At 71.9% G+C, this 19,258-nt stretch carries 19 protein-coding genes; 5 read left to right on the top strand and 14 right to left on the bottom strand.

The genetic code is table 11. The annotated features are described in order from the left end of the window. Positions 1-73: 73 nt before the first annotated feature. The 8 genes from ACF09J_RS06695 to clpS all read right to left on the bottom strand — a co-directional run bounded on the left by ACF09J_RS06695 (position 74) and on the right by clpS (position 5,783). Positions 74-580 (bottom strand): hypothetical protein, encoded by a 507-nt coding sequence (locus ACF09J_RS06695; protein ID WP_392304284.1) that lies wholly within the window; start codon positions 578-580, stop codon positions 74-76. A 194-nt stretch (positions 581-774) separates the two neighbouring features. Beyond that, complete coding sequence (locus ACF09J_RS06690) at positions 775-1,725, bottom strand: PLP-dependent cysteine synthase family protein (RefSeq protein WP_392304283.1); 951 nt, start codon at positions 1,723-1,725, stop codon at positions 775-777. Between the two features lie 17 nt (positions 1,726-1,742). Next, the gene (locus tag ACF09J_RS06685; protein ID WP_390829113.1) at positions 1,743-2,021 is read right to left on the bottom strand and encodes a MoaD/ThiS family protein; all 279 of its coding nucleotides are present in this window, start codon (positions 2,019-2,021) and stop codon (positions 1,743-1,745) included. A 145-nt stretch (positions 2,022-2,166) separates the two neighbouring features. Beyond that, on the bottom strand, positions 2,167-2,262 hold the full coding sequence (locus ACF09J_RS06680; protein ID WP_392304282.1) for a putative leader peptide: 96 nt from the start codon (positions 2,260-2,262) through the stop codon (positions 2,167-2,169). 89 nt (positions 2,263-2,351) lie between these two features. Next, positions 2,352-2,774: a Mov34/MPN/PAD-1 family protein gene (locus ACF09J_RS06675; protein WP_392304281.1), complete on the bottom strand. Its 423-nt coding sequence runs from the start codon at positions 2,772-2,774 to the stop codon at positions 2,352-2,354. Between the two features lie 225 nt (positions 2,775-2,999). Then, the gene (locus ACF09J_RS06670) at positions 3,000-4,415 is read right to left on the bottom strand and encodes an amino acid permease (RefSeq protein WP_392304280.1); all 1,416 of its coding nucleotides are present in this window, start codon (positions 4,413-4,415) and stop codon (positions 3,000-3,002) included. Positions 4,416-4,848: 433 nt separating this feature from the next. Beyond that, positions 4,849-5,454, bottom strand: coding sequence for a DUF2017 domain-containing protein (locus ACF09J_RS06665; RefSeq protein ID WP_392304279.1), 606 nt, complete (start codon positions 5,452-5,454; stop codon positions 4,849-4,851). A gap of 11 nt (positions 5,455-5,465) precedes the next feature. Beyond that, positions 5,466-5,783, bottom strand: a complete 318-nt coding sequence (clpS, locus tag ACF09J_RS06660; RefSeq protein ID WP_392304278.1) for an ATP-dependent Clp protease adapter ClpS — start codon at positions 5,781-5,783, stop codon at positions 5,466-5,468. Between the two features lie 156 nt (positions 5,784-5,939). Here clpS and ACF09J_RS06655 point away from each other — a divergent pair, with 156 nt between their 5' ends. Both ACF09J_RS06655 and ACF09J_RS06650 read left to right on the top strand, forming a co-directional pair. Then, a complete protein-coding gene (locus ACF09J_RS06655; protein ID WP_392304277.1) occupies positions 5,940-7,286 on the top strand; it encodes a nicotinate phosphoribosyltransferase in 1,347 nt (448 codons plus the stop codon). Positions 7,287-7,469: 183 nt separating this feature from the next. Beyond that, positions 7,470-8,057, top strand: a complete 588-nt coding sequence (locus tag ACF09J_RS06650; RefSeq protein ID WP_392304276.1) for an isochorismatase family protein — start codon at positions 7,470-7,472, stop codon at positions 8,055-8,057. 51 nt (positions 8,058-8,108) lie between these two features. Here ACF09J_RS06650 and ACF09J_RS06645 read toward each other — a convergent pair whose 3' ends face one another. Together ACF09J_RS06645 and ACF09J_RS06640 are read right to left on the bottom strand one after the other, a co-directional pair. Next, the gene (locus tag ACF09J_RS06645) at positions 8,109-8,447 is read right to left on the bottom strand and encodes a hypothetical protein (protein WP_392304275.1); all 339 of its coding nucleotides are present in this window, start codon (positions 8,445-8,447) and stop codon (positions 8,109-8,111) included. Between the two features lie 121 nt (positions 8,448-8,568). After that, positions 8,569-10,917 (bottom strand): immune inhibitor A domain-containing protein, encoded by a 2,349-nt coding sequence (locus ACF09J_RS06640; protein ID WP_392304274.1) that lies wholly within the window; start codon positions 10,915-10,917, stop codon positions 8,569-8,571. Positions 10,918-11,380: 463 nt separating this feature from the next. On the opposite strand from ACF09J_RS06640, the gene ACF09J_RS06635 reads away from it, so the two are divergent. Beyond that, positions 11,381-11,677: a hypothetical protein gene (locus ACF09J_RS06635; protein WP_392304273.1), complete on the top strand. Its 297-nt coding sequence runs from the start codon at positions 11,381-11,383 to the stop codon at positions 11,675-11,677. Positions 11,678-11,700: 23 nt separating this feature from the next. Here the strand turns inward: ACF09J_RS06635 and ACF09J_RS06630 are convergent, their stop codons facing one another. Together ACF09J_RS06630 and ACF09J_RS06625 are read right to left on the bottom strand one after the other, a co-directional pair. Further along, entirely contained in the window at positions 11,701-12,453 is a 753-nt protein-coding gene (locus ACF09J_RS06630) for an RDD family protein (protein WP_392304272.1), read from the bottom strand. An 84-nt stretch (positions 12,454-12,537) separates the two neighbouring features. Continuing rightward, positions 12,538-14,361, bottom strand: a complete 1,824-nt coding sequence (locus ACF09J_RS06625) for an RDD family protein (protein ID WP_392304271.1) — start codon at positions 14,359-14,361, stop codon at positions 12,538-12,540. Positions 14,362-14,603: 242 nt separating this feature from the next. Between ACF09J_RS06625 and ACF09J_RS06620 the strand changes: the two genes are divergently transcribed. Continuing rightward, complete coding sequence (locus ACF09J_RS06620; RefSeq protein ID WP_392304270.1) at positions 14,604-15,017, top strand: SsgA family sporulation/cell division regulator; 414 nt, start codon at positions 14,604-14,606, stop codon at positions 15,015-15,017. Positions 15,018-15,028: 11 nt separating this feature from the next. On the opposite strand, the gene ACF09J_RS06615 is transcribed toward ACF09J_RS06620, so the two are convergent. Then, positions 15,029-16,438 (bottom strand): FAD-binding oxidoreductase, encoded by a 1,410-nt coding sequence (locus tag ACF09J_RS06615; RefSeq protein ID WP_392304269.1) that lies wholly within the window; start codon positions 16,436-16,438, stop codon positions 15,029-15,031. Between the two features lie 93 nt (positions 16,439-16,531). Between ACF09J_RS06615 and ACF09J_RS06610 the strand changes: the two genes are divergently transcribed. Further along, positions 16,532-18,001: a tetratricopeptide repeat protein gene (locus ACF09J_RS06610; RefSeq protein WP_392304268.1), complete on the top strand. Its 1,470-nt coding sequence runs from the start codon at positions 16,532-16,534 to the stop codon at positions 17,999-18,001. 90 nt (positions 18,002-18,091) lie between these two features. Here the strand turns inward: ACF09J_RS06610 and hppD are convergent, their stop codons facing one another. Beyond that, the gene (gene hppD, locus ACF09J_RS06605) at positions 18,092-19,240 is read right to left on the bottom strand and encodes a 4-hydroxyphenylpyruvate dioxygenase (protein ID WP_392304267.1); all 1,149 of its coding nucleotides are present in this window, start codon (positions 19,238-19,240) and stop codon (positions 18,092-18,094) included. Positions 19,241-19,258: the final 18 nt, after the last annotated feature.

Here is a 19,258-nt window from a genome sequence, read left to right as displayed (position 1 = left end):
ACGAACACGCCGAACGGGACGGGTGTGCCGCTGCCGTGTCCGTGGGCCCGGGCGTGTCGGGATCATGGCCCCGTCACCCCGTCACCCGCACGGTGACCGTCCACTGACGGATGCCCTGGCACGCGGTCCGGCCGTGGCCTGCCGCGCACAGCGGGCGGGTGGAGGTGAGCCGGGCCGTTCCGGGCGTGACGGCGTCGAAGGCGGCGACGGCGTCGCCCGGCAGGATCACGATGCCGGCGTTGGCGGCGCGCAGGGCGGTGCCGCTGGACCTGACCGGTGTCCAGGGGCGGTCCTCGGTGCCGTCCAGGGTGAGCCGTATCTGCCCGCCGACGGTGAGGCAGAGGGTGCGGCCGGAGTCGGCGGCGGTGAGTTCGGCGCGGTCCGTGCAGCCGGGGGCGGATGCGGGCGGCGGCGCCGATGCGCGCTGGGAGGCAGGCGGGGAGGCCGGTGTGGTCGTCGGCCGGGAGGGGTCGCCGTCCTTGCCGGAGCCCGCGCCGTCGGGCTGTGCGCCGCAGCCGACGAGGAGCAGGGTCGCCGCGGCGGCGGTGACGATGCCGGCGTGAAGCGTCGAACGGCGCATGGGGGCGGCCGCCTTTCTGCTGTGCCCGGGGTGCCGTGCTCCTGTACTTCTGCCCGTGTGACGTACCGGTACGACCTACCGGTGTGACGTTTCTCCAGCACATCAGGATCCCGTCGCCCCCGCACGCCGGGGCCCCGGCCGATTCGACGGCCGGGGCCCCGGTGTGCGGACATGGACGATGCGGGCGGCGGCCCCTACGCCCAGAGCTGGCCCTGGAGGGCCTCGATGGCCTCCTCGGTGGTGGCCGCGGTGTAGACGCCGGTGGAGAGGTACTTCCAGCCGCCGTCGGCGACGACGAACACGATGTCGGCGCTCTCGCCCGCCTTGACCGCCTTCTTGCCGACGCCGATCGCCGCGTGCAGGGCGGCGCCGGTGGAGACGCCCGCGAAGATGCCTTCCCGCTGGAGGAGTTCACGGGTGCGGGTGACCGCGTCGGCGGAGCCGACCGAGTAGCGGGTGGTGAGCACGGAGGCGTCGTAGAGCTCGGGGACGAAGCCCTCGTCGAGGTTGCGCAGTCCGTAGACCAGGTCGTCGTAGCGCGGCTCGGCGGCGACGATCCGCACGTCCGGCTTGTGCTCGCGCAGGTAGCGGCCGACGCCCATGAGGGTGCCCGTGGTGCCGAGGCCGGCGACGAAGTGCGTGATCGAGGGCAGGTCGGCGAGGATCTCGGGGCCGGTGGTGGCGTAGTGGGCGCCGGCGTTGTCCGGGTTGCCGTACTGGTAGAGCATCACCCAGTCCGGGTGCTCGGCGGCCAGTTCCTTGGCCACGCGTACGGCGGTGTTGGAACCGCCCGCGGCCGGGGAGGGGATGATCTCCGCTCCCCACATGCCCAGCAGGTCCCGGCGCTCCTGCGAGGTGTTCTCGGGCATCACGCACACCATGCGGTAGCCCTTGAGCTTGGCGGCCATGGCCAGCGAGATGCCGGTGTTGCCGGAGGTGGGTTCGAGGACCGTGCAGCCCGGGGTGAGGCGGCCGTCCTTCTCCGCCTGCTCGATCATGTGCAGGGCGGGCCGGTCCTTGATCGAGCCGGTCGGGTTGCGGTCCTCCAGCTTGGCCCAGAGACGGACCTCGGCCGACGGCGACAGCCGCGGCAGGCACACCAGGGGGGTGTTGCCCACCGCGGCCAGCGGGGAGTCGTAACGCATCGCTGCTCAGCGGCCGATCAGCGCATCCCGCCGGCGACGGCCGGCAGGATCGTCACGTTGTCGCCGTCGGCGAGCTTGGTGGAGATGCCGTCCAGGAAGCGCACGTCCTCGTCGTTCAGGTAGACGTTGACGAAGCGGCGGAGCTGCTCGCCGTCGACGATGCGGGCCTGGATGCCCGGGTGCCGGGTCTCGAGGTCGGCGAAGAGCTCGGCGAGGGTCTCCCCGTTGCCGTCCACGGCCTTCTGGCCGTCGGTGTACTGGCGGAGGATGGTGGGGATGCGGACCTCGATGGCCATGGTTGCGGGCTCCTGTCGGTAAGGATGTCGTCGGGGTGTGGTTCCCCCGGCTCGGACGCGGCCGGGCGCGCGGAAGGGGGTGACCCCCAGGCTTTCGGCACTGGGGAGCGCCGCGGCCCTCACGGCCGTGCGGCGGCGCGGAACGTCAACAGATGGCGCTGTTCAGCCTGCACAGGTCGACGTGCAGCCGCGCCACGAGCAGCATGCCCGGCGTCTTGTCGCTCACGTCCTGGAAAACCATGCGGTCATCGTATCGATTCCCGGTCCGGGACCCGGAGTGCGATCTCGGGACTCGGACACTTCCCATCCACGTCACGAGACGTTCCGCGCTCAGTACGCCTCCACCACCTTGACCTCCTCCTCCGTGACCTGGCCCTCGACGATGCGGAAGGAGCGGAACTGGAACTCGCCGAGTCCGTCGGTGTCGGCCGTGGAGACGAGGACGTAGTGCGCGCCGGGCTCGTTGGCGTAGTTGATGTCGGTGCGGGAGGGGTAGGCCTCGGTCGCGGTGTGCGAGTGGTAGACGATCACCGGTTCCTCGTCCCGGTCGTCCATCTCGCGGTAGAGCTTGAGCAGGTCCTGCGAGCCGAACTCGTAGAAGGTGGGCGAGCGGGCCGCGTTCACCATGGGGATGAAACGCTCGGGCCGCCCGGATCCCACGGGGCCGGCCACGACGCCGCAGGCCTCGTCGGGGTGGTCCTTGCGGGCGTGGGCGACGATCTGGTCGTGGAGGGCCTGGGTAAGGGTCAGCATGGCGGCCAGCATAAACAGGCGGGGAGAAGCAGGGCCGCGCGATGGGGGTACCCCCGGGCGTTCAGCCCTGGGGGAGCGTCAGGCAGGGCGGTGGCGGGCGACGGGCGGGCCGTTCCGTACCGGAGTGCGGTACGGAACGGCCCGCATCGCGGACATCCTGAGCGGCCTCGGGAGCGGGTTGGGGGGCCCGCCCCCGCCGGGACGTCCGTCGGGAGTACCGCCGGGTCAGCCGACCTTCTCGAGCTGCGGCTCGCGGTCGGCGACCTGCGGGTTGCGGTTCTTGAGCACCGCCCAGCCGATGGCCAGGGCGGCGGCCCAGCCGGCCATCACGTACAGGCAGACGCGGGAGTCGGCGTCGTACGCGATCAGGCAGGTGACGAAGAGCAGGAACACGATGGCGACGTAGGAGCACTTGGCGCCGCCGGGGGCGGGGAAGGAGGAGGCGCGCAGCCGGCCCGACTCGACGCCGCGGCGGTACAGGACGTGGCTGATCAGGATCATCAGCCAAGTCCAGATGCCGGCGGCGGTGGCGACGGAGGTGACGTAGCCGAAGGCCTTCTCCGGGACGATGTAGTTGAGCACCACGCCGATGCCCATGAAGGCGACGGAGATGGTGATGCCGAGCGCCGGGGTCTTGGAGCTGGACAGGCGGCTGAAGATCCGGGGGGCCTCGCCGTTGTCGGAGAGGGTGCGCAGCATGCGGCCGGTGGAGTACATGCCGGAGTTGCAGGAGGACAGGGCCGCGGTGAGCACCACGAAGTTCACGATGCCCGCGCCGGCCGGGATGCCGATGACCGCGAACGCCTTCACGAAGGGGCTGACGCCCGGGGCGAACTCGGTCCACTTCACCACGCACAGGATGACGGTGAGGGCGCCGACGTAGAACAGGGCGATCCGCCAGGGCAGGGTGTTGATCGCCTTGGGGAGGGTCTTCTCCGGGTTCTCGGACTCGCCCGCGGTGACGCCGACCAGTTCGACGGCGAGGTAGGCGAACATGACGCCCTGGAGGGTCATCAGGGAGGAGCCGACGCCCTTGGGGAAGAAGCCGTCGAACTCCCAGAGGTTGCTGACGGCGGCGGTGTCGCCGGCGGCGCTGAAGCCGAAGGTGAGGACGCCGAGACCGATCACGATCATGCCGATGAGGGCGGTGACCTTGACCATCGAGAACCAGAACTCGATCTCGCCGAAGACCTTCACGGAGATCAGGTTGGCCACGAACAGGACCACCAGGAACACCAGCGCGGTCACCCATTGCGGGATGGCGGGGAACCAGTAGTGGACGTAGATCGCGGCGGCCGTCAGCTCGGCCATTCCGGTCACCACCCACATCAGCCAGTACGTCCAGCCGGTGAAGAAGCCGAAGAACGGTCCGAGGAACTCGCGGGAGTACTCCGCGAAGGAGCCGGAGACGGGGCGGTACAGCAGGAGCTCGCCGAGCGCCCGCATGATGAAGAAGATGATCAGGCCCGCGAGGGCGTACATGACGATGAGGCTGGGTCCGGCCTTGGCGATGTTCGCCCCCGCGCCCAGGAAGAGCCCGACGCCGATGGCGCCGCCGATGGCGATCATCTGGACCTGGCGGCTGCCGAGACCGCGCTCGTACCCCTCTTCGGGGGCTTCCGTGACCTGCTCTGAGGTCATGTGGTGTGCGCCTTTCTCCATGCCGACCCGGGCCTTCGGTCGGCCCTGGATCGGGTTTCGATCCCCCCGGATTGATGGAGTGCGTGCCCGGGTCTCCCCGGATCCGCTGTGCCTGGCCGGCTGTTGCCGGCTCGGTGGCGCACCCGGCCGGACATGGGTGGTGTCCGCCGGGCGGTCGTGAAGATTTATCACGGCCGCAACACTGATCGACGGGGAGCTGTGTGATGCATCCCACGGGAAGAAGCGGACGAAGCGCGCAGAGCGCACCCATACCCGGCCGCCGCAGTGACCGGATCGTTATCCGGATTTGAGCGTCCTCTGAGCGAACGCGAAATCCGGATATACGGGGTGGATCACGGCATGTGGTCATGGCGCGCGACTACGGCACGCGATCGGACGGCCACGGGGTGCGAGCGCCGGGCCCCGGCAGGGGCTACGCCATGAGCGTGGAGACGAGGGTCTCCTGGAGGCCGCCCAGCCACAGGTAGGCCATCACCATCGGCTTGCGCGGATCCTCGTCCGGCAGCCGGTAGAAGTCGTCCGTGTCGTCCTCGTCGGTGATATCCAGCCGGGCGCCGATGGCGAGGCGCAGGTCGTTGAGGGCGCCGAGCCACCGCCGGGACTCGGCCGGCGTCAGTTCGAGGACCGCCAGGCCCCCTTCACCGGGGGTGAGCGCGTTCAGCGAGTGGATCACCGCGAGGGCGTTCTCGCGCTTGCCGGCCCGCAGGTCGTTCTCGGTGTAGCGGCGGAACTCGGCGGAGTGGGCGCGCTGCTCGGCGGCCTCCTGCGGGTTGCCGGACTGCTCGGGGTCGCGGTAGGCGTCCGGGAAGAGGCGCTTGAGGACGGGGTCGGACGGCGGTTCGCTCGGGCCCTCGGCGAACAGCTCGGCGAGCGGGTCGGCGGGGGCGTCGTCCTCGGCGGGGCCGGGACCGATGAGCTCGAGGAGCTGCACGGCCAGCGAGCGGATGATGGAGATCTCGACGTCGTCGAGGGCGACGGACGCGCCGCCGCCGGGGAGCGGTTCGAAGGTTCCGGGCATGGAGGCAGTCGCTACTTCCGGTCCTGCTGGAGGGTGGCCCACAGACCATAGCCGTGCATGGCCTGCACGTCCCGTTCCATCTCCTCACGGCTCCCGCTGGAGACGACCGCCCGGCCCTTGTGGTGGACGTCGAGCATGAGCTTGGTGGCCTTGTCCTTGGAGTAGCCGAAGTACGTCTGGAAGACGTACGTCACATAGCTCATGAGGTTGACCGGGTCGTTGTGGACGATCGTCACCCAGGGCACATCGGGCTCGGGTACGGCGAAGACCTCCTCGGCCGATTCGGTCTTCTCGATCTCCATGGGTGCGGCTGCCGTCACACGGCCCATGCTGCCACCCCGAGGGGGTACTCGCATAAACGGTGGGCCAAATCGTCAGTCTGACGAAATGGGAGTACGATTCTTCGCCAGGCATCATCCGGGGACGGCCCCCGGACCCCCGGCCGGCGTCGGGGGCACCCGCACGAGATGGCTAGGAGAGCTTCGGTGGGCGTTGCGGACCTTGGGCTGCCGGTGGACGTTCCCTCGACGGCTCTGTTCACCGATCACTACGAGCTGACGATGCTCCAGGCCGCGCTGAAGGCCGGGACGGCCGGGCGGCGCAGCGTCTTCGAGGTCTTCACCCGGCGGCTGCCCGACGGGCGCCGCTACGGGGTCGTGGGCGGCACCGGGCGGGTGCTGGACGCGGTGGAGAACTTCCGCTTCGACGCGGGCGTCCTCGGTTTCCTGCGCGAGCGCGGGGTGGTGGACGAGCCGACCCTGGAATGGCTCGCCGGCTACCGGTTCGGCGGGGACGTCTGGGGCTACCCCGAGGGCGAGGTGTACTTCCCGGGCTCGCCGATCATGCGGGTGGAGGGGTCGTTCGGCGAGTGCGTGCTGCTGGAGACCGTGATCCTGTCGATCCTGAACCACGACTCGGCGATCGCGGCCGCCGCCTCCCGGATGTCCTCGGCCGCCGGGGACCGCCCGCTGATCGAGATGGGCGCCCGCCGCACCCACGAACTGGCCGCGGTCGCCGCCTCGCGGGCCGCCTACGTGGGCGGCTTCACCTCCACCTCCGACCTGGCCGCCGGCTTCCGCTACAACATCCCGACGGTGGGCACCTCCGCGCACGCCTTCACCCTGCTGCACGACAGCGAGCGGGACGCCTTCCAGGCGCAGGTCGACTCGCTCGGCCGGGACACCACGCTGCTGGTGGACACCTACGACGTGACCGACGCGGTCCGTACGGCGGTCGAGATCGCCGGGCCCGAGCTGGGCTCGGTGCGCATCGACTCCGGGGACCTGCTGCTGGTCGCGCACCGGGTGCGCCAGCAGCTCGACGAGCTGGGCGCCCGGGACACGCGGATCATCGTGACCTCGGACCTGGACGAGTACGCCATCGCCTCGCTGGCGGCGGCGCCCGTGGACGCCTACGGCGTCGGCACCCAGCTGGTCACCGGCTCCGGCCACCCGACGGCGTCCATGGTCTACAAGCTGGTCGCGCGCGCCGAGAGCGACGACGCCGGGGCGCCGCTGGTGCCGGTGGCGAAGAAGTCCACCGGCGGCAAGACCTCCATCGGCGGCCGCAAGTGGGCGGCGCGCCGGCTGGACGCGTCCGGGGTCGCGGAGGCCGAGGTCGTGGGCACCGGTCCGGTGCCGGACGCGCTGGCCGACCGGCAGCTTCTGGTGGAGCTGGTCAAGGGCGGCGAGGTGGTCGCGCGTGAGCCGCTGGACGCGGCGCGGGAGCGGCACGCGGCCGCCCGTGCCAACCTGCCGCTGTCGGCGACCCAGCTCTCCCGAGGGGAACCCGTCCTTCCGACGGAGTACGTGCACCGGCGCTCGGGTAGCTAGGGGGTGTCTGACATATGAGGACGCCGCGGGCATGTGTCAGACACCCCCTGAAGCGCGTGCCCCCGCTTCGGTACACCCCGAAGGTCCCCTCCCGTCCCAGTGGCGGAGTTACCGGGCCCATGGCCTCACGACCGGACCCGTGCCTTCTCCGCCCACCGATCCGACAGCCGAAGGACACCGCCCATGCGTCGCGCCTTGATCGTCGTCGATGTGCAGAACGACTTCTGCGAGGGGGGCAGCCTCGCGGTGGCCGGGGGCGCCGACGTCGCCGCCGCCGTCACCGAGCTCATCGGGCAGGCTCCCGCGGGCTACCGGCACGTGGTGGCGACCCGGGACCACCACATCGCGCCCGGCGGCCACTTCGCCGACAACCCCGACTTCGTACGTTCCTGGCCGGCGCACTGCGTCGCGGGCACCGAGGGTGTGGGCTTCCACCCGAACTTCGCCCCCGCGGTCGCCTCCGGGGCCGTCGACGCGGTCTTCGACAAGGGCGCGTACTCGGCGGCCTACAGCGGCTTCGAGGGCACCGACGAGAACGGCGAGCCGCTGGCCGACTGGCTCAGGGCCCGGCGGATCGACGAGGTGGACGTGGTCGGCATCGCCACGGACCACTGCGTCCGCGCCACCGCCCTGGACGCCGTGAAGGAGGGCTTCCGCACCCAGGTCCTCCTGGACCTCACCGCCGGGGTCTCCCGGTCCACCACGGACCGGGCCCTGGAAGACCTGCGCCAGGCGGGCGTGACCCTCACCGGCAAGCCGGTGGTCGCCTGACCGGCGCCTGGGCCGGTCCGGGGCGGACGCCGTCGGTCGCGGGACCGGCTTTCACGAGGTCTGCTGGTGGGCCGGGGGTCTGCGGAGCAGGGCTCTGATCGGGTGCCACAGCTCCGGGGGGCCCACGGTGTCGCCGGGGGACGTGCGCCATATCAGGCCGTCGGGGTGGTGCAGGACCGCGGTGACCTCGTCCGGGGTCGGCGGGGCCGCGTTGCCCCGCAGGTAGACGGCGCGCAGGCCCAGGTTGCGCAGCCGGGTCAGGGCCCGGGCGCGGTTCTGCGCGTGGACGAGCACACGCACGCCGCCGGTGCCGTCGAGGGCGGGGCTGGGCAGGTTCAGCGCCACCACCACGGTGCCGTTCGGCAGCTTGCAGAAACCTCCTGCGGCCATGCGGTCACTTCCCCGTTCCGGTCGGTGTCAATAAGCGGGTCACAGGACGCACCTAAACACGATCGGCGGCAACCCGCCAGGGGGTTGCCGCCGATACGCGTTTGACCTGCGCAGACGCCGATTACTTCAGGGCGCTGCCGACCTCGAGCTCGATCGTGGAGCCGTCCTTGGCCTCCTTGGTGATCTTGATCTTGGTGTTGGTGTCAGTGATCTTGACACCGCCGGCCGGGTTCGCCGGGTCGTAGTAGGTGTTGGTGCGGTCGTTGAAGACCGACACACCCTTCGACGACTTGATCTTCGTCGGGACGCCCGCCTTGTGCAGCGTGATGCCGTCCGTGTTGTACAGGCTGAACGTCGAGTCGTAGGTCTGGATGCGGTTGCGCATCAGCGTGCCGTCGGACCACCGCAGCGCGTCCGGGTGCGAGTCGACCGGAAGGATCCGGCCGGTGCCCGGGTGCTTGCTGGTGTTGTTGTCGGCCTCGGAGGTGTCCCACTTCCAGATCAGCAGACCGTTCTGGTACGGGTAGTGCTCGACCCAGTCCGGGCGGTCGGCGAAGCCGAAGTTGTACGGGCCGGTCTCCAGCGTGGTGTCGTACGACACGTACTGGCGGTTCTCGGCTATGTAGTACTGCTTGTAGTCCTTGCTGAAGGACGCGCCGATGCGGGAGAAGCCGTTCGCCGTCCACGCCGGGTCCGCGCTCTCGGCGTCGTCCGCGAAGACCACCGAGCCGTCGGCGGTCAGCGTGATCCGGTCCGCCGTGAAGCCCTTCAGCGCCACTCCGCCGTCGGTCTGGTAGCGGAAGCGGAACAGGACCTTCTGGCCCGCGTAGGCGTCCAGGGAGTACGACAGGTTCTTCCAGCCGCTGACCGAGCCGGTCAGGGCCGGGTTGCCGCTGCCGTCGCGCGGGATCGGCTGCCCGTTCACCGTGCCGTCGAGCGCGGTGTAGTTGGCGCCGCCGTCGGTGGAGACCTCTGCGTAGAGGAAGTCGTAGTTGGCCTCGATGTCGTACCAGCCGTCGAGCGTGAGGGCGGCCGACTTCTTGCCGGTGAGGTCGACGGGCCTGGTCAGCGTGTTCTTCAGGTTGTTGGCGCTGCCGCTCCACCACTGGGTGGCGCCCTGGGCCGGAGTGACGATCGTGGTGGTGACCGCCTTGTCGGGCAGCGAGACCACCACGGCCTGCCGGTGCTTGGTGTTGTACTCGGACAGACCCAGCTTGTGCGCGGAGGTCACGCCCGCCTTGGCGACGTCGTAGTTGAGCCAGCCGAGCTGGAGCTTGTCCCAGGCGTTCATGTCGCCCGGCAGGTCACCGATGGCTTCCTTGCCGCGGCCGAGCCAGGAACCGGAGGACATCAGCGTCCAGAAGCCGGTGGAGTTCTCGCCGCCCGCGGTGTCGTACTCGTCGGGCAGGCCGAGGTCGTGGCCGTACTCGTGGGCGAAGACGCCGAGGCCGCCGTTCTCCGGCTGGATGGTGTAGTCGCCGACCCAGATGCCGGTGTTGCCGATCTGCGCGCCGCCGAGCTTGTTGTACTCGGGGCCGGTGGCGCCGGCGTCGGTGCCGAAGGCGTACCAGCGGTGGGCCCAGATCGCGTCGGTGCCCTGGGCGCCGCCGCCGGCGGACTCGTCCTCACCGGCGTGCACGATCTGGAAGTGGTCGATGTAGCCGTCCGGCTCGTTGAAGTCGCCGTCGCCGTCGTAGTCGTAGCGGTCCCACTGGTCGTACTGGGCCAGGTCCGCCTTGATCTGCGCGTCGGTCCGGCCGGCCGCCTTCTGCTGGGCGGCCCAGGCGTTCACGCCGTCGCTGACGAGGTTCCACACGGTGGAGCAGGTGCTGGAACCGCACGCGTTGTTGCCGTAACGGGCCTCGTTCCACGGCACCTTGACCCAGTCGGAGACCGTGCCGTCGACCGAGTAGCGGCCCGAGGACTGGGTCTCGTAGTACTTCTTCATCGACTCGACGTTCTTGCCGGTGCCGAAGTACAGGTCCTGGTAGTGCTTCTGGTTGTAGTCCTTCTGCCAGTCCGTGGAGTTGTCCTTCTTACGGTCCGGCTCGGCGATCTCGTTGTGCAGCGGACCGGGGGTGCCGCCGTACTTCTGATCCGCCTTGTCGCCGAACTCGACCAGGATGGTGAAGATCTTGTCGGTCTTCTCCCGGCCCAGCTCGACGTACTTGATGTCGCCCTTCTTGCCCTTGAGCTCGACGACCTTGGAGCCCTTGCGGTCCTGCACCTTGGCCTTGCCGGCGATGACCTGGTTCAGGGCCTCCTGGCGCTGGGCCTTCTGCGTCTTGCTCAGCGGGCCGTCCAGGTCGTGCGAGTGCTGTGCCACCGGCTGCGGGTCGTGCCGGTTCACGGCGGCGGAGTCGGCCGTCGTCGCGGCCTCCGCCACGGCGAACGTCGAGAACGTGGCGGTGGCCGCCGCGAGCGCGACACCGATCGCGGTCGTTCTGAACGTCCAGCGTCTACTGGTCACTTGTGGTCCTCCCCTGCCGCGTCCGCGCGCGCGGAAGGGAGATCATGGGCCATGGAAAGGTCCGCGCACGATGAACGCGTGTAGTCAAGTGACGTCATTCGACTAGACGTTCGCAAGAAAAAACAGATCTTGACTTGGACCCGTCAAGTGCACTATGCGGAGCGGGCGCCGTTCCAGGGACGCGGACGAGCCAGGGCCGAACGGCCCCTCCGGGCGCGTGCGTCCGTCCACTGGGTGGACCGCATGACTCCGTGCGCCCCCTGTGCACCGGCACCATGGGTTAGGTCGTGCTTACCAACCGTTCCTCTCGGGCACACAGGCGAATAGAGTCGATTGGCGGACCGCCAGGAACCCGGTGGAAAGCCAGGCCGACACCCGCGTCACAGCTACAGATCCCTGTCCGCACCCTCCCCCGCAGCGAGAGGCACGGGGGGAGACCCCCACCTTCCGAGGACCGATTGCCATGCCTCGTCCGACCGCCGCACAGCTCGCCTACGGTTCCTGCACCGTGATCCTCTCGACGCTCGCCATGCTGCTGCTGTCCCGGACGAGTTCGGGCCCGGGAATCGTGGTCATCGCCCTCGCGGCGCTCACGCTGGGGCTCCTGGTCGCCATGACGGTGCCGATGCCGAAGGCGCGCGCGGCCGAGCCGGCCGGAGCCCGGAAGGCCGACGCCAGGCAGGCACGGGTGCGGGCGCGGGCACACCGGGAGCCCGTCCCGGCCGGAGCCGACCCGGTACGGGGGCCGACGGCGCCCTGACCGCCCCGGCACCCGGGGCGCGGTCAACTGGTGCTGACCACCACCGTCTTGGCCGCCTTGTCGTGCAGGCCCTGCTTGTAGGGGCGGTCGAAGAAACTCCAGCCGCCGCTGATCGCCAGCCACAGGCAGGCGCAGCAGAACCAGAACGGGATCCAGAGCACCGCCGCGCGCCCCAGCGCGGCCGGGACGGACGGGGTGGAGCCGTCGTCGAGGTTGGCCACGCGCATTCCCAGCCACTTCTTGCCCAGGGTCTGCCCGTACCGGGAGATCATGAAGGTGTCGTAGGCCATGTAGAGCACGAGGCCGACGACCGACTGTGCCACGGACTTGCCGACCTGTACGTTCCCGGCGTTGACCGCGTACTCGTTGACCCGCAGGCCCCAGGTGACCAAGGTGACGACGATGCCGACCATGACCAGGTCGATGATCCGGGCGAGGGTGCGTTTGCCGCTGTCGGCGAGCGGGGGCATACCGGCGAGCGGGTCGCCGCCGTAGGGGCCGCCGCCGTAACCGCCGCCCTGTGGGCCGTGGGGGCCGCCGCCGCCCTCCGGACCACCGCCGTACGGCCCGCCGCCGGGGGGCGGCTGCTCGCCGGGGGGCGGGGGTTGCTCCCCCGGGGGCGGGGGCACGGCTGCCGGCGGGTCGCCGGAGGACCGGCCGCCTCCGGACGTTCCCGCTCCCTGGCCGCCGCCCCAGGTGCCGTCGCCGTGGGGTGGTCGCCGTCCTTGGGGGGAAGGCGGCCGCGGTCCGGAGCCGGGGGGCGGTTCGGTGCTCATGCGCCGAGTGGATCGCGGCCGCGGCCGCCCCGCATCCGGTGCGCGGCCGTCCGGATGAGGGCGCAGCCGCCCCCGCCGGCCTGTTCAGCCCGCCACGAACGTGTGCGCCGCCTTGTCGTGCCAGCACTGGCGCCACGGGCGGTCGAACAGGCACCACGCCATGCCCACCAGGCCGATGCCGAGCAGCCCCGGGACGCCCCAGACCAGCCAGCGGCGCAGGGCCGTGCCGAACGACGGGGGCTCGTGCCCCTCGATGTCCCGCACTTCCAGTCCGCACAGCTTCTTGCCCAGGGTGCGGCCCCACTTGGCGGTGGGCAGCACCTCGTAGACGACGCCGACGAGCAGTAGGACGGCGAGGACGACGGCGAGGTACGTCCCCGTGGTGCCGTCCAGGAGCCAGACCGTCACCGCGCGCCCGGAGAGCCTGGCTTCGTCGATCTTGCCGTTGACGTGGTCGATCGCCTTGGTGCCGAGCGGTACGGCGGCCACGGCGGTGACGCCCCCGAGGACGACGGAGTCGACGAGCCGGGCGGCCAGCCGCTTGCCGAGCCCGGCGGGCCGGGCCGACGCCTGCCGCCGCGCCACCGCCTGGAACGGGTCCTCGACCGGCGGCTTCCAGGGCGCGGCGGGCTGCTGCTCACCCGACCCGGCGAGCCGGTGCACCTGCTGCGCCCAGGACGACTGCCCACCACCGGAACCACTGGACATGGGTGACGCACCGGGACCCTGCGGCGCACCGGGCTGAGGGGATACGGCCTCCGCGGAGGCCCCCGCGGAGGCGGCACCCGGCCGCGCTCCGCCCGGCCCTGGCACCTGGCCCGGGGCGGCACTTGGCCAACCGGCCTGGCCCGGCCCCTGCCCGGAAGCGGCACCCGGCTGCGATCCGACCCGGCCCGCCGCCTGGGCCGCGGCGGCACCCGGCCCCGATCCGACCTGACCGGGCCCCTGCGCGGAGCCGGCACCCGGCGGGGGTCCGCCCTGCCCCGGCACCTGGCCCGAGGCGGCACCCGACCGGGTACCGGCCTGGCCCGAGTCGGCGCCCGGCCAGGAACCGGCCTGACCCGGCCCCTGCGCGGAAGCAGCGTCCGGCCGGGTGCCGGGCTGCCCCGGCGTCTGCGCTGCTGCGGCCCGTGCGGCGGCGGCCTTTCCGGCCCCGAAACCGGGGCCGCCGGCACCGCTCGCGGCGGCCCCACCGGCAGCGGGAGCCCCAGCGGACCCGGCCGGTCCGGCGCCGCCGGACGAGCCGGGCCGGCCGGCGCCGGACGGGGTCCCGGACACGGCGCCGGACGCGGGCGTGCCCTGACCGGGGACGCCCGGCGTGCCTGCCGCCGGGTTCCTGGGAGGCACCGTCCGGAAGGTCATCGTGCCCTCGTCAACGGGCGCGCCCGGGCCCGGAACCCCGGGGGCGGCGTCACCCGGAGCCCCGGCCGTGCCCGGCGTGTCCGGAGTCCCGGCGGTGCCCGAGGCCCCCGCGGTGGGGCGGCGGAAGACGAAGGTGCCGTCGGAGCGGCCGGTGCCCGGCTGGTCCGGGTCGGTCGGGGCGGGGTCCGGCGTGTGGGCGACCCTCGGGTCGGCCGGGGCCGGGGCGCCCCAGGAGACGCGGCGGTCCTGATCGTCGAAGCCGGACTGCCGGCCGCGGTCGGCGCCCCACGGCGACGCCGGTTCGGGCCGACCGCTCTGCGGTGGCGCGACGGGGTCCTCGTCGAAGAAGTGCGGTCCCGTCTCCTCGACCGCGGGAACCGCCGACGGCGGCGGGACGAGCGGCTCGCCGTCTGCCGGCGCCGGGCGGCTGGTGCCCGGCACCCAGGCGGTGCCGTTCCAGTACCGGACGTAGCCAGGGATGGACGGGTCCGGGTAGTAGCCTTCGCGGGGCCTGTCGTCACCGGGTGCCGGGGTTGGGGCGCTCATGTCCGTCGTCCCGTATCTGCTCGGGGGCCGTCTTGGGGGCCTCCACATCTATCAGACCGAGGCAGGCGACACGTCCGGTCCGGCCGGACCCACTCCTTTCCGGGCAACCTCGTACACGTACTTCACGATCACGAGACATTCGGACCGAAAAAGTTCGGGCGACTCGCGTAATGGCCGACGTCCGGCGGCCTCTCCCTTCACACGGGCCCGCCGAGGGGCCCGTGTAAGAGAGGAGAGGACCCATGTGGCACACCGTGGTCGAGCGCGAGCTGGAGCTGAGACTGATCCTGTCGCCCGAGTGCGGCCTCCCCGTCCCGGCGCGGCTCGTCTACCGCACCGACGACCCGTACGCCGTGCACGTCGTCTTCCACATCGACTCCGAGCACCCCGTGCACTGGACGTTCGCGCGGGAACTGCTCGTGGAGGGGGTGTTCCGGCCGTGCGGGGACGGCGACGTGCGGGTGTGGCCGTCGAAGGCGCTGGGCCGCAGCATGGTCCTGCTGGCGCTGAGCGCGCCCGACGGCGAGGCCCTGCTGGAGGCGCCGGCCGCGCAGGTGGCGGCCTGGCTGGAGCGCACGCTGCGCCTGGTGCCGCCGGGCAGCGAGGGCGAGCTGCTCGGCCTCGACGACGAGCTGGCCGGGCTGCTCGCCCGGTGAACGCGGGGACGTCAGAACAGCTTGCCGGGGTTGAGAATGCCCAGCGGGTCGAAGGCGTGTTTGATCGCCCGCTGCATCTCGACCCCGACCGGGCCGATCTCCCGCGCCAGCCACTCCTTCTTCAGCACGCCCACGCCGTGCTCGCCGGTGATGGTGCCGCCGAGTTCGAGGCCGAGGGCCATGATCTCGTCGAAGGACTCGCGGGCGCGCCGCGACTCGTCGGGGTCCTGCGCGTCGAAGCAAACGGTCGGATGGGTGTTGCCGTCGCCCGCGTGCGCGCAGACCCCGATGGTGAGCTGGTACTTCTCGGCGATCCGTTCGATGCCTTCGAGCATCTCGCCGAGCCGGGAGCGGGGCACGCACACGTCGTCGATCATCGTCGTGCCCTTGACGGCCTCCAGCGCGGTGAGCGACAGCCGCCGCGCCTGCAGCAGCATCTCGGACTCGGTGGCGTCGTCGGCGGGGACGACCTGGGTGGCTCCGGCCGCCTCGCACAGTTCGGCGACCGCGGCGAGGTCGGCGGCCGGGTCCGGCGTGTCGAACGCGGCCAGCAGCAGCGCCTCGGTGGTCTCCGGCAGGCCCATGTGGGCGAGGTCGTTGACGGCCTTCACCGTCGTACGGTCCATCAGTTCGAGCAGGGAGGGCACATGCCCTCCCGTCATGATCCGGCACACGGCGTCGCAGGCGGCGGCCGCGGAGGCGAACTCGGCGGCCAGCACGAGCTGCTGCGGCGGCTGCGGCCTCAGCCCCAGGACGGCCCGTACGACGATGCCCAGCGAGCCCTCGGAGCCGACGAACAGGCGGGTCAGGTCGTATCCGGCGACGCCCTTGGCGGTGCGGCGGCCGGTGGACATCAGCCGTCCGTCGGCCAGCACGACGTCCAGGCCGAGCACGTACTCGGCGGTGACCCCGTACTTCACGCAGCACAGGCCGCCGGAGGCGGTGCCGATGTTGCCGCCGATGGTGCACATCTCCCAGCTGGAGGGGTCCGGCGGGTAGTACAGGCCGTGCTCGTTCACCGCGCGGGAGAGCGCCGCGTTGACGACGCCCGGCTCGACGACCGCGATCCGGTCGACCGGGCTGATCTCCAGGACGCGGTCCATCTTGGTCAGGGACAGCACGATGCAGCCCTCGGAGGCGTTGGCCGCGCCGGACAGGCCGGTGCGGGCGCCCTGCGGCACGACCGGGACACGCAGCTCGGTGGCGGTGCGCATGATGTGCTGGACCTGTTCCACCGTGCGCGGCAGGACCACGACGGCCGGGACGCCGGACGGGCAGAAGCTCGCCATGTCGTTGGCGTAGGAGGCCGTGACATCGGGATCGATGAGGACAGCCTCGGCCGGCAGGCCCGCGAGGAGCCGATCGGTCAGGAGGTTGCCCTGTGCTTCGTCAGGTGCGGCTTCAATACGGCTCACGATCACAGCCTCGCACCCGCGGCCATCGGTGTGAACCCCGTCGGCCCCGCCCCTCGGCCTGCCGGGTGACGGTCGCCGTCCTGACGCACAGTGTGCGCCATGGAGAACCCTCTGCCGAGCCCGGACACGTCCGTGACCAGCGAGACCCGGCGACGCCTTCCCCGCCGGGTGCGCCGGGTGCTCCTCGCGCTGCTCGTGGTGGCCGGGGCGCTGGGGCTGGTGTGGCTGACGCTGCCGGCGCAGCGGGACGGGACGAGGGCGCCCGGGCCGCCCCGGCCGCCGGCGCCGGCTCCCGGGGCGGCGGCGCCGGCCGCGGTGGGTGCCGGGGTGCCGGCCTCGCTGCCCGGTCTGACGGCGCTGATCGCGGAGCGGGAACGGCACCTGCGGGCGCGGCCGGCGGACGCCCGGGCGTGGGCGGTGCTCGGGGCCGCCTACGTCGAGCGGGGGCGGCGCACGGCGGACCCGGCGGACTGTTCGAAGGCCGAGGAGGCGCTGCGGACCTCGCTGCGGCTGCTGCCGCAGGAGAAGAACACGGACGCGCTGAACGCGCTGGCGATGCTGGGCAACGAGCGGCGTGACTTCGCCTCGGCGCGTGCGTGGGGCGAGGCGGCGGTGAAGCAGGCGCCCGGGCGGTGGACGGTGTATCCGCCGCTGATCGACGCCTACACCGGGCTCGGCGACGACAAGGCCGCGCAGCGCACCCTCGACAGGCTGCTGACGCTCGGCCGTTCCCCGGCGGTACAGGCCAAGGCGGCGGCCGTGTACTGGGACCGGGGGTGGCGCGAGGACGCGGCGGCCGAGCTGGCGGACGCGGCGGCCGCCGCGGCCTCGCCCGCCGAGCGGGCCGCGTACCTGGAGCAGGCCGGCCGGATCGCGCTGGAGCGCGGCGACGGCGAGGACGCGCTGCGTCACTTCGACGCGGCGCTGCGCCTCGACCCCGACCAGCGTGAGGCGCGGGCCGGACGGGCGCGGGCGCTGGCCGCGCTGGGCCGCACCGCGGAGGCGCTGACCGCGTACCGGCAGGCGATCGGCAACCGGCCGGCGCCCGAATACGCCCTGGAGCTGGGCGAGTTGTACGAGTCGCTGGGCAGCCGGCCGGAGGCGCGGGAGCAGTACGGCCTGCTGCGGACGTGGGCCGGGCAGGACGAGGAGGCGGGGGTCGACGACGAGGTGGTGCTGGGCCGGTTCGAGGCCGACCACGGCGACCCGGCGTCCGCGGTGCGGCGGCTGCGCGCCGAGTGGGCGCGGCGGCCCGGGACCGTGGTGGCCGACGCCCTGGGGTGGGCGCTGCACCGGGACGGGCGGGACGAGGAGGCGCTGCGGTTCGCCACGAGGGCCACGGAGCCGGCCGAGGGCGGCGGGGTGCGCAACGCGCTGTACGCCTTTCACCGGGGGGTGATCGAGCAGGGCCTCGGGCTGCCGGGGGCGGCGCGGCGGCATCTGGAGAACGCGCTGCGGACCAATCCCGCCTTCTCGCCGCTGCGGGTGCCGGAGGCGTGGGCGGCGCTGCGGGCGCTGGGCGAGCCGTCGCCGCAGGAGGTGCCGGCGGGCGTCGTCCCGGCCCGGTGAGCACCGCGACGCGGCCCGCCCGCCGCGCGGGTGTCGCGGCGGGCGGACGGACGGGGTGCCGGGAGCGGGGCGGGCTCGCGGCGGGCGGGCTCAGAGGTTGCCGCGGCGCTCCTGCTCGCGCTCGATCGCCTCGAACAGGGCCTTGAAGTTGCCCTTGCCGAAGCCCATGGAGCCGTGCCGTTCGATGAGCTCGAAGAAGACGGTCGGGCGGTCCTGGACCGGCTTGGTGAAGATCTGCAGCAGGTAGCCGTCCTCGTCGCGGTCGGCGAGGATCTTCAGCTCGCGCAGGGTCTCCACGGGCACGCGGGTGTCGCCGACCCACTGGCCGAGGGTGTCGTAGTAGGAGTCGGGGGTGTCCAGGAACTCGACACCGGCGGCGCGCATCGCGCGTACGGTCTGCACGATGTCGTTGGTGTTGAGCGCGATGTGCTGGACGCCGGCGCCGCCGTAGAACTCCAGGTACTCGTCGATCTGGGACTTCTTCTTGGCGACGGCGGGCTCGTTGATCGGGAACTTGACCTTGAGCGTGCCGTCGGCCACGACCTTCGACATCAGCGCGCTGTACTCGGTGGCGATGTCGTCGCCCACGAACTCCTTCATGTTCGTGAAGCCCATGACCTTGTTGTAGAACTCCACCCACTCGTTCATCCGGCCGAGTTCGACGTTGCCCACGCAGTGGTCGACGGCCTGGAAGAAGCGCTGTGCGGGCGGCTCGACGATGGGGGCGGCGGCCGCGTAGCCGGGCAGGTACGGGCCCTCGTAGCCGGACCGCTCGACCAGGGTGTGGCGGGTCTGCCCGTAGGTGGCGATCGCGGCGAGGACGACGGTGCCGTGCTCGTCCTTCACCTCGTACGGCTCGGTCACCGAGCGGGCGCCGTGCTCGATGGCGTAGGCGTACGCGGCGCGCGCGTCCGGGACCTCGATGGCGAGGTCGATGACGCCGTCGCCGTGCTCGGCCACGTGCTGGGCGAGGAAGGTGCCCCAGTCGGTGGAGGGCTTGACCACCGAGGTGAACACGAACCGGGCGGAGCCGCTCTCCAGGACGTAGCTCGCGGTCTCGCGGCTGCCGTTCTCCGGTCCGGAGTAGGCGACCAGCTTCATGCCGAAGGCGGTGGAGTAGTAGTGCGCCGCCTGCTTGGCGTTGCCCACGGCGAAGACGACCGCGTCCATTCCCTTGACCGGGAAGGGGTCGGCCTGCCGGGCGGTCGCGTCGGGAGTGAGGTGTGTGGTCTGCGTCATAGCGGAAGGGTCACCCGG

The sequence above is a fragment of the Streptomyces sp. NPDC014889 genome, from assembly GCF_043081205.1.
In the GTDB taxonomy this organism is placed as follows: domain Bacteria; phylum Actinomycetota; class Actinomycetes; order Streptomycetales; family Streptomycetaceae; genus Streptomyces.
The sequence above is the reverse complement of the archived record's forward strand: the minus strand, read 5'-3'. Positions and strand labels throughout refer to the sequence as shown.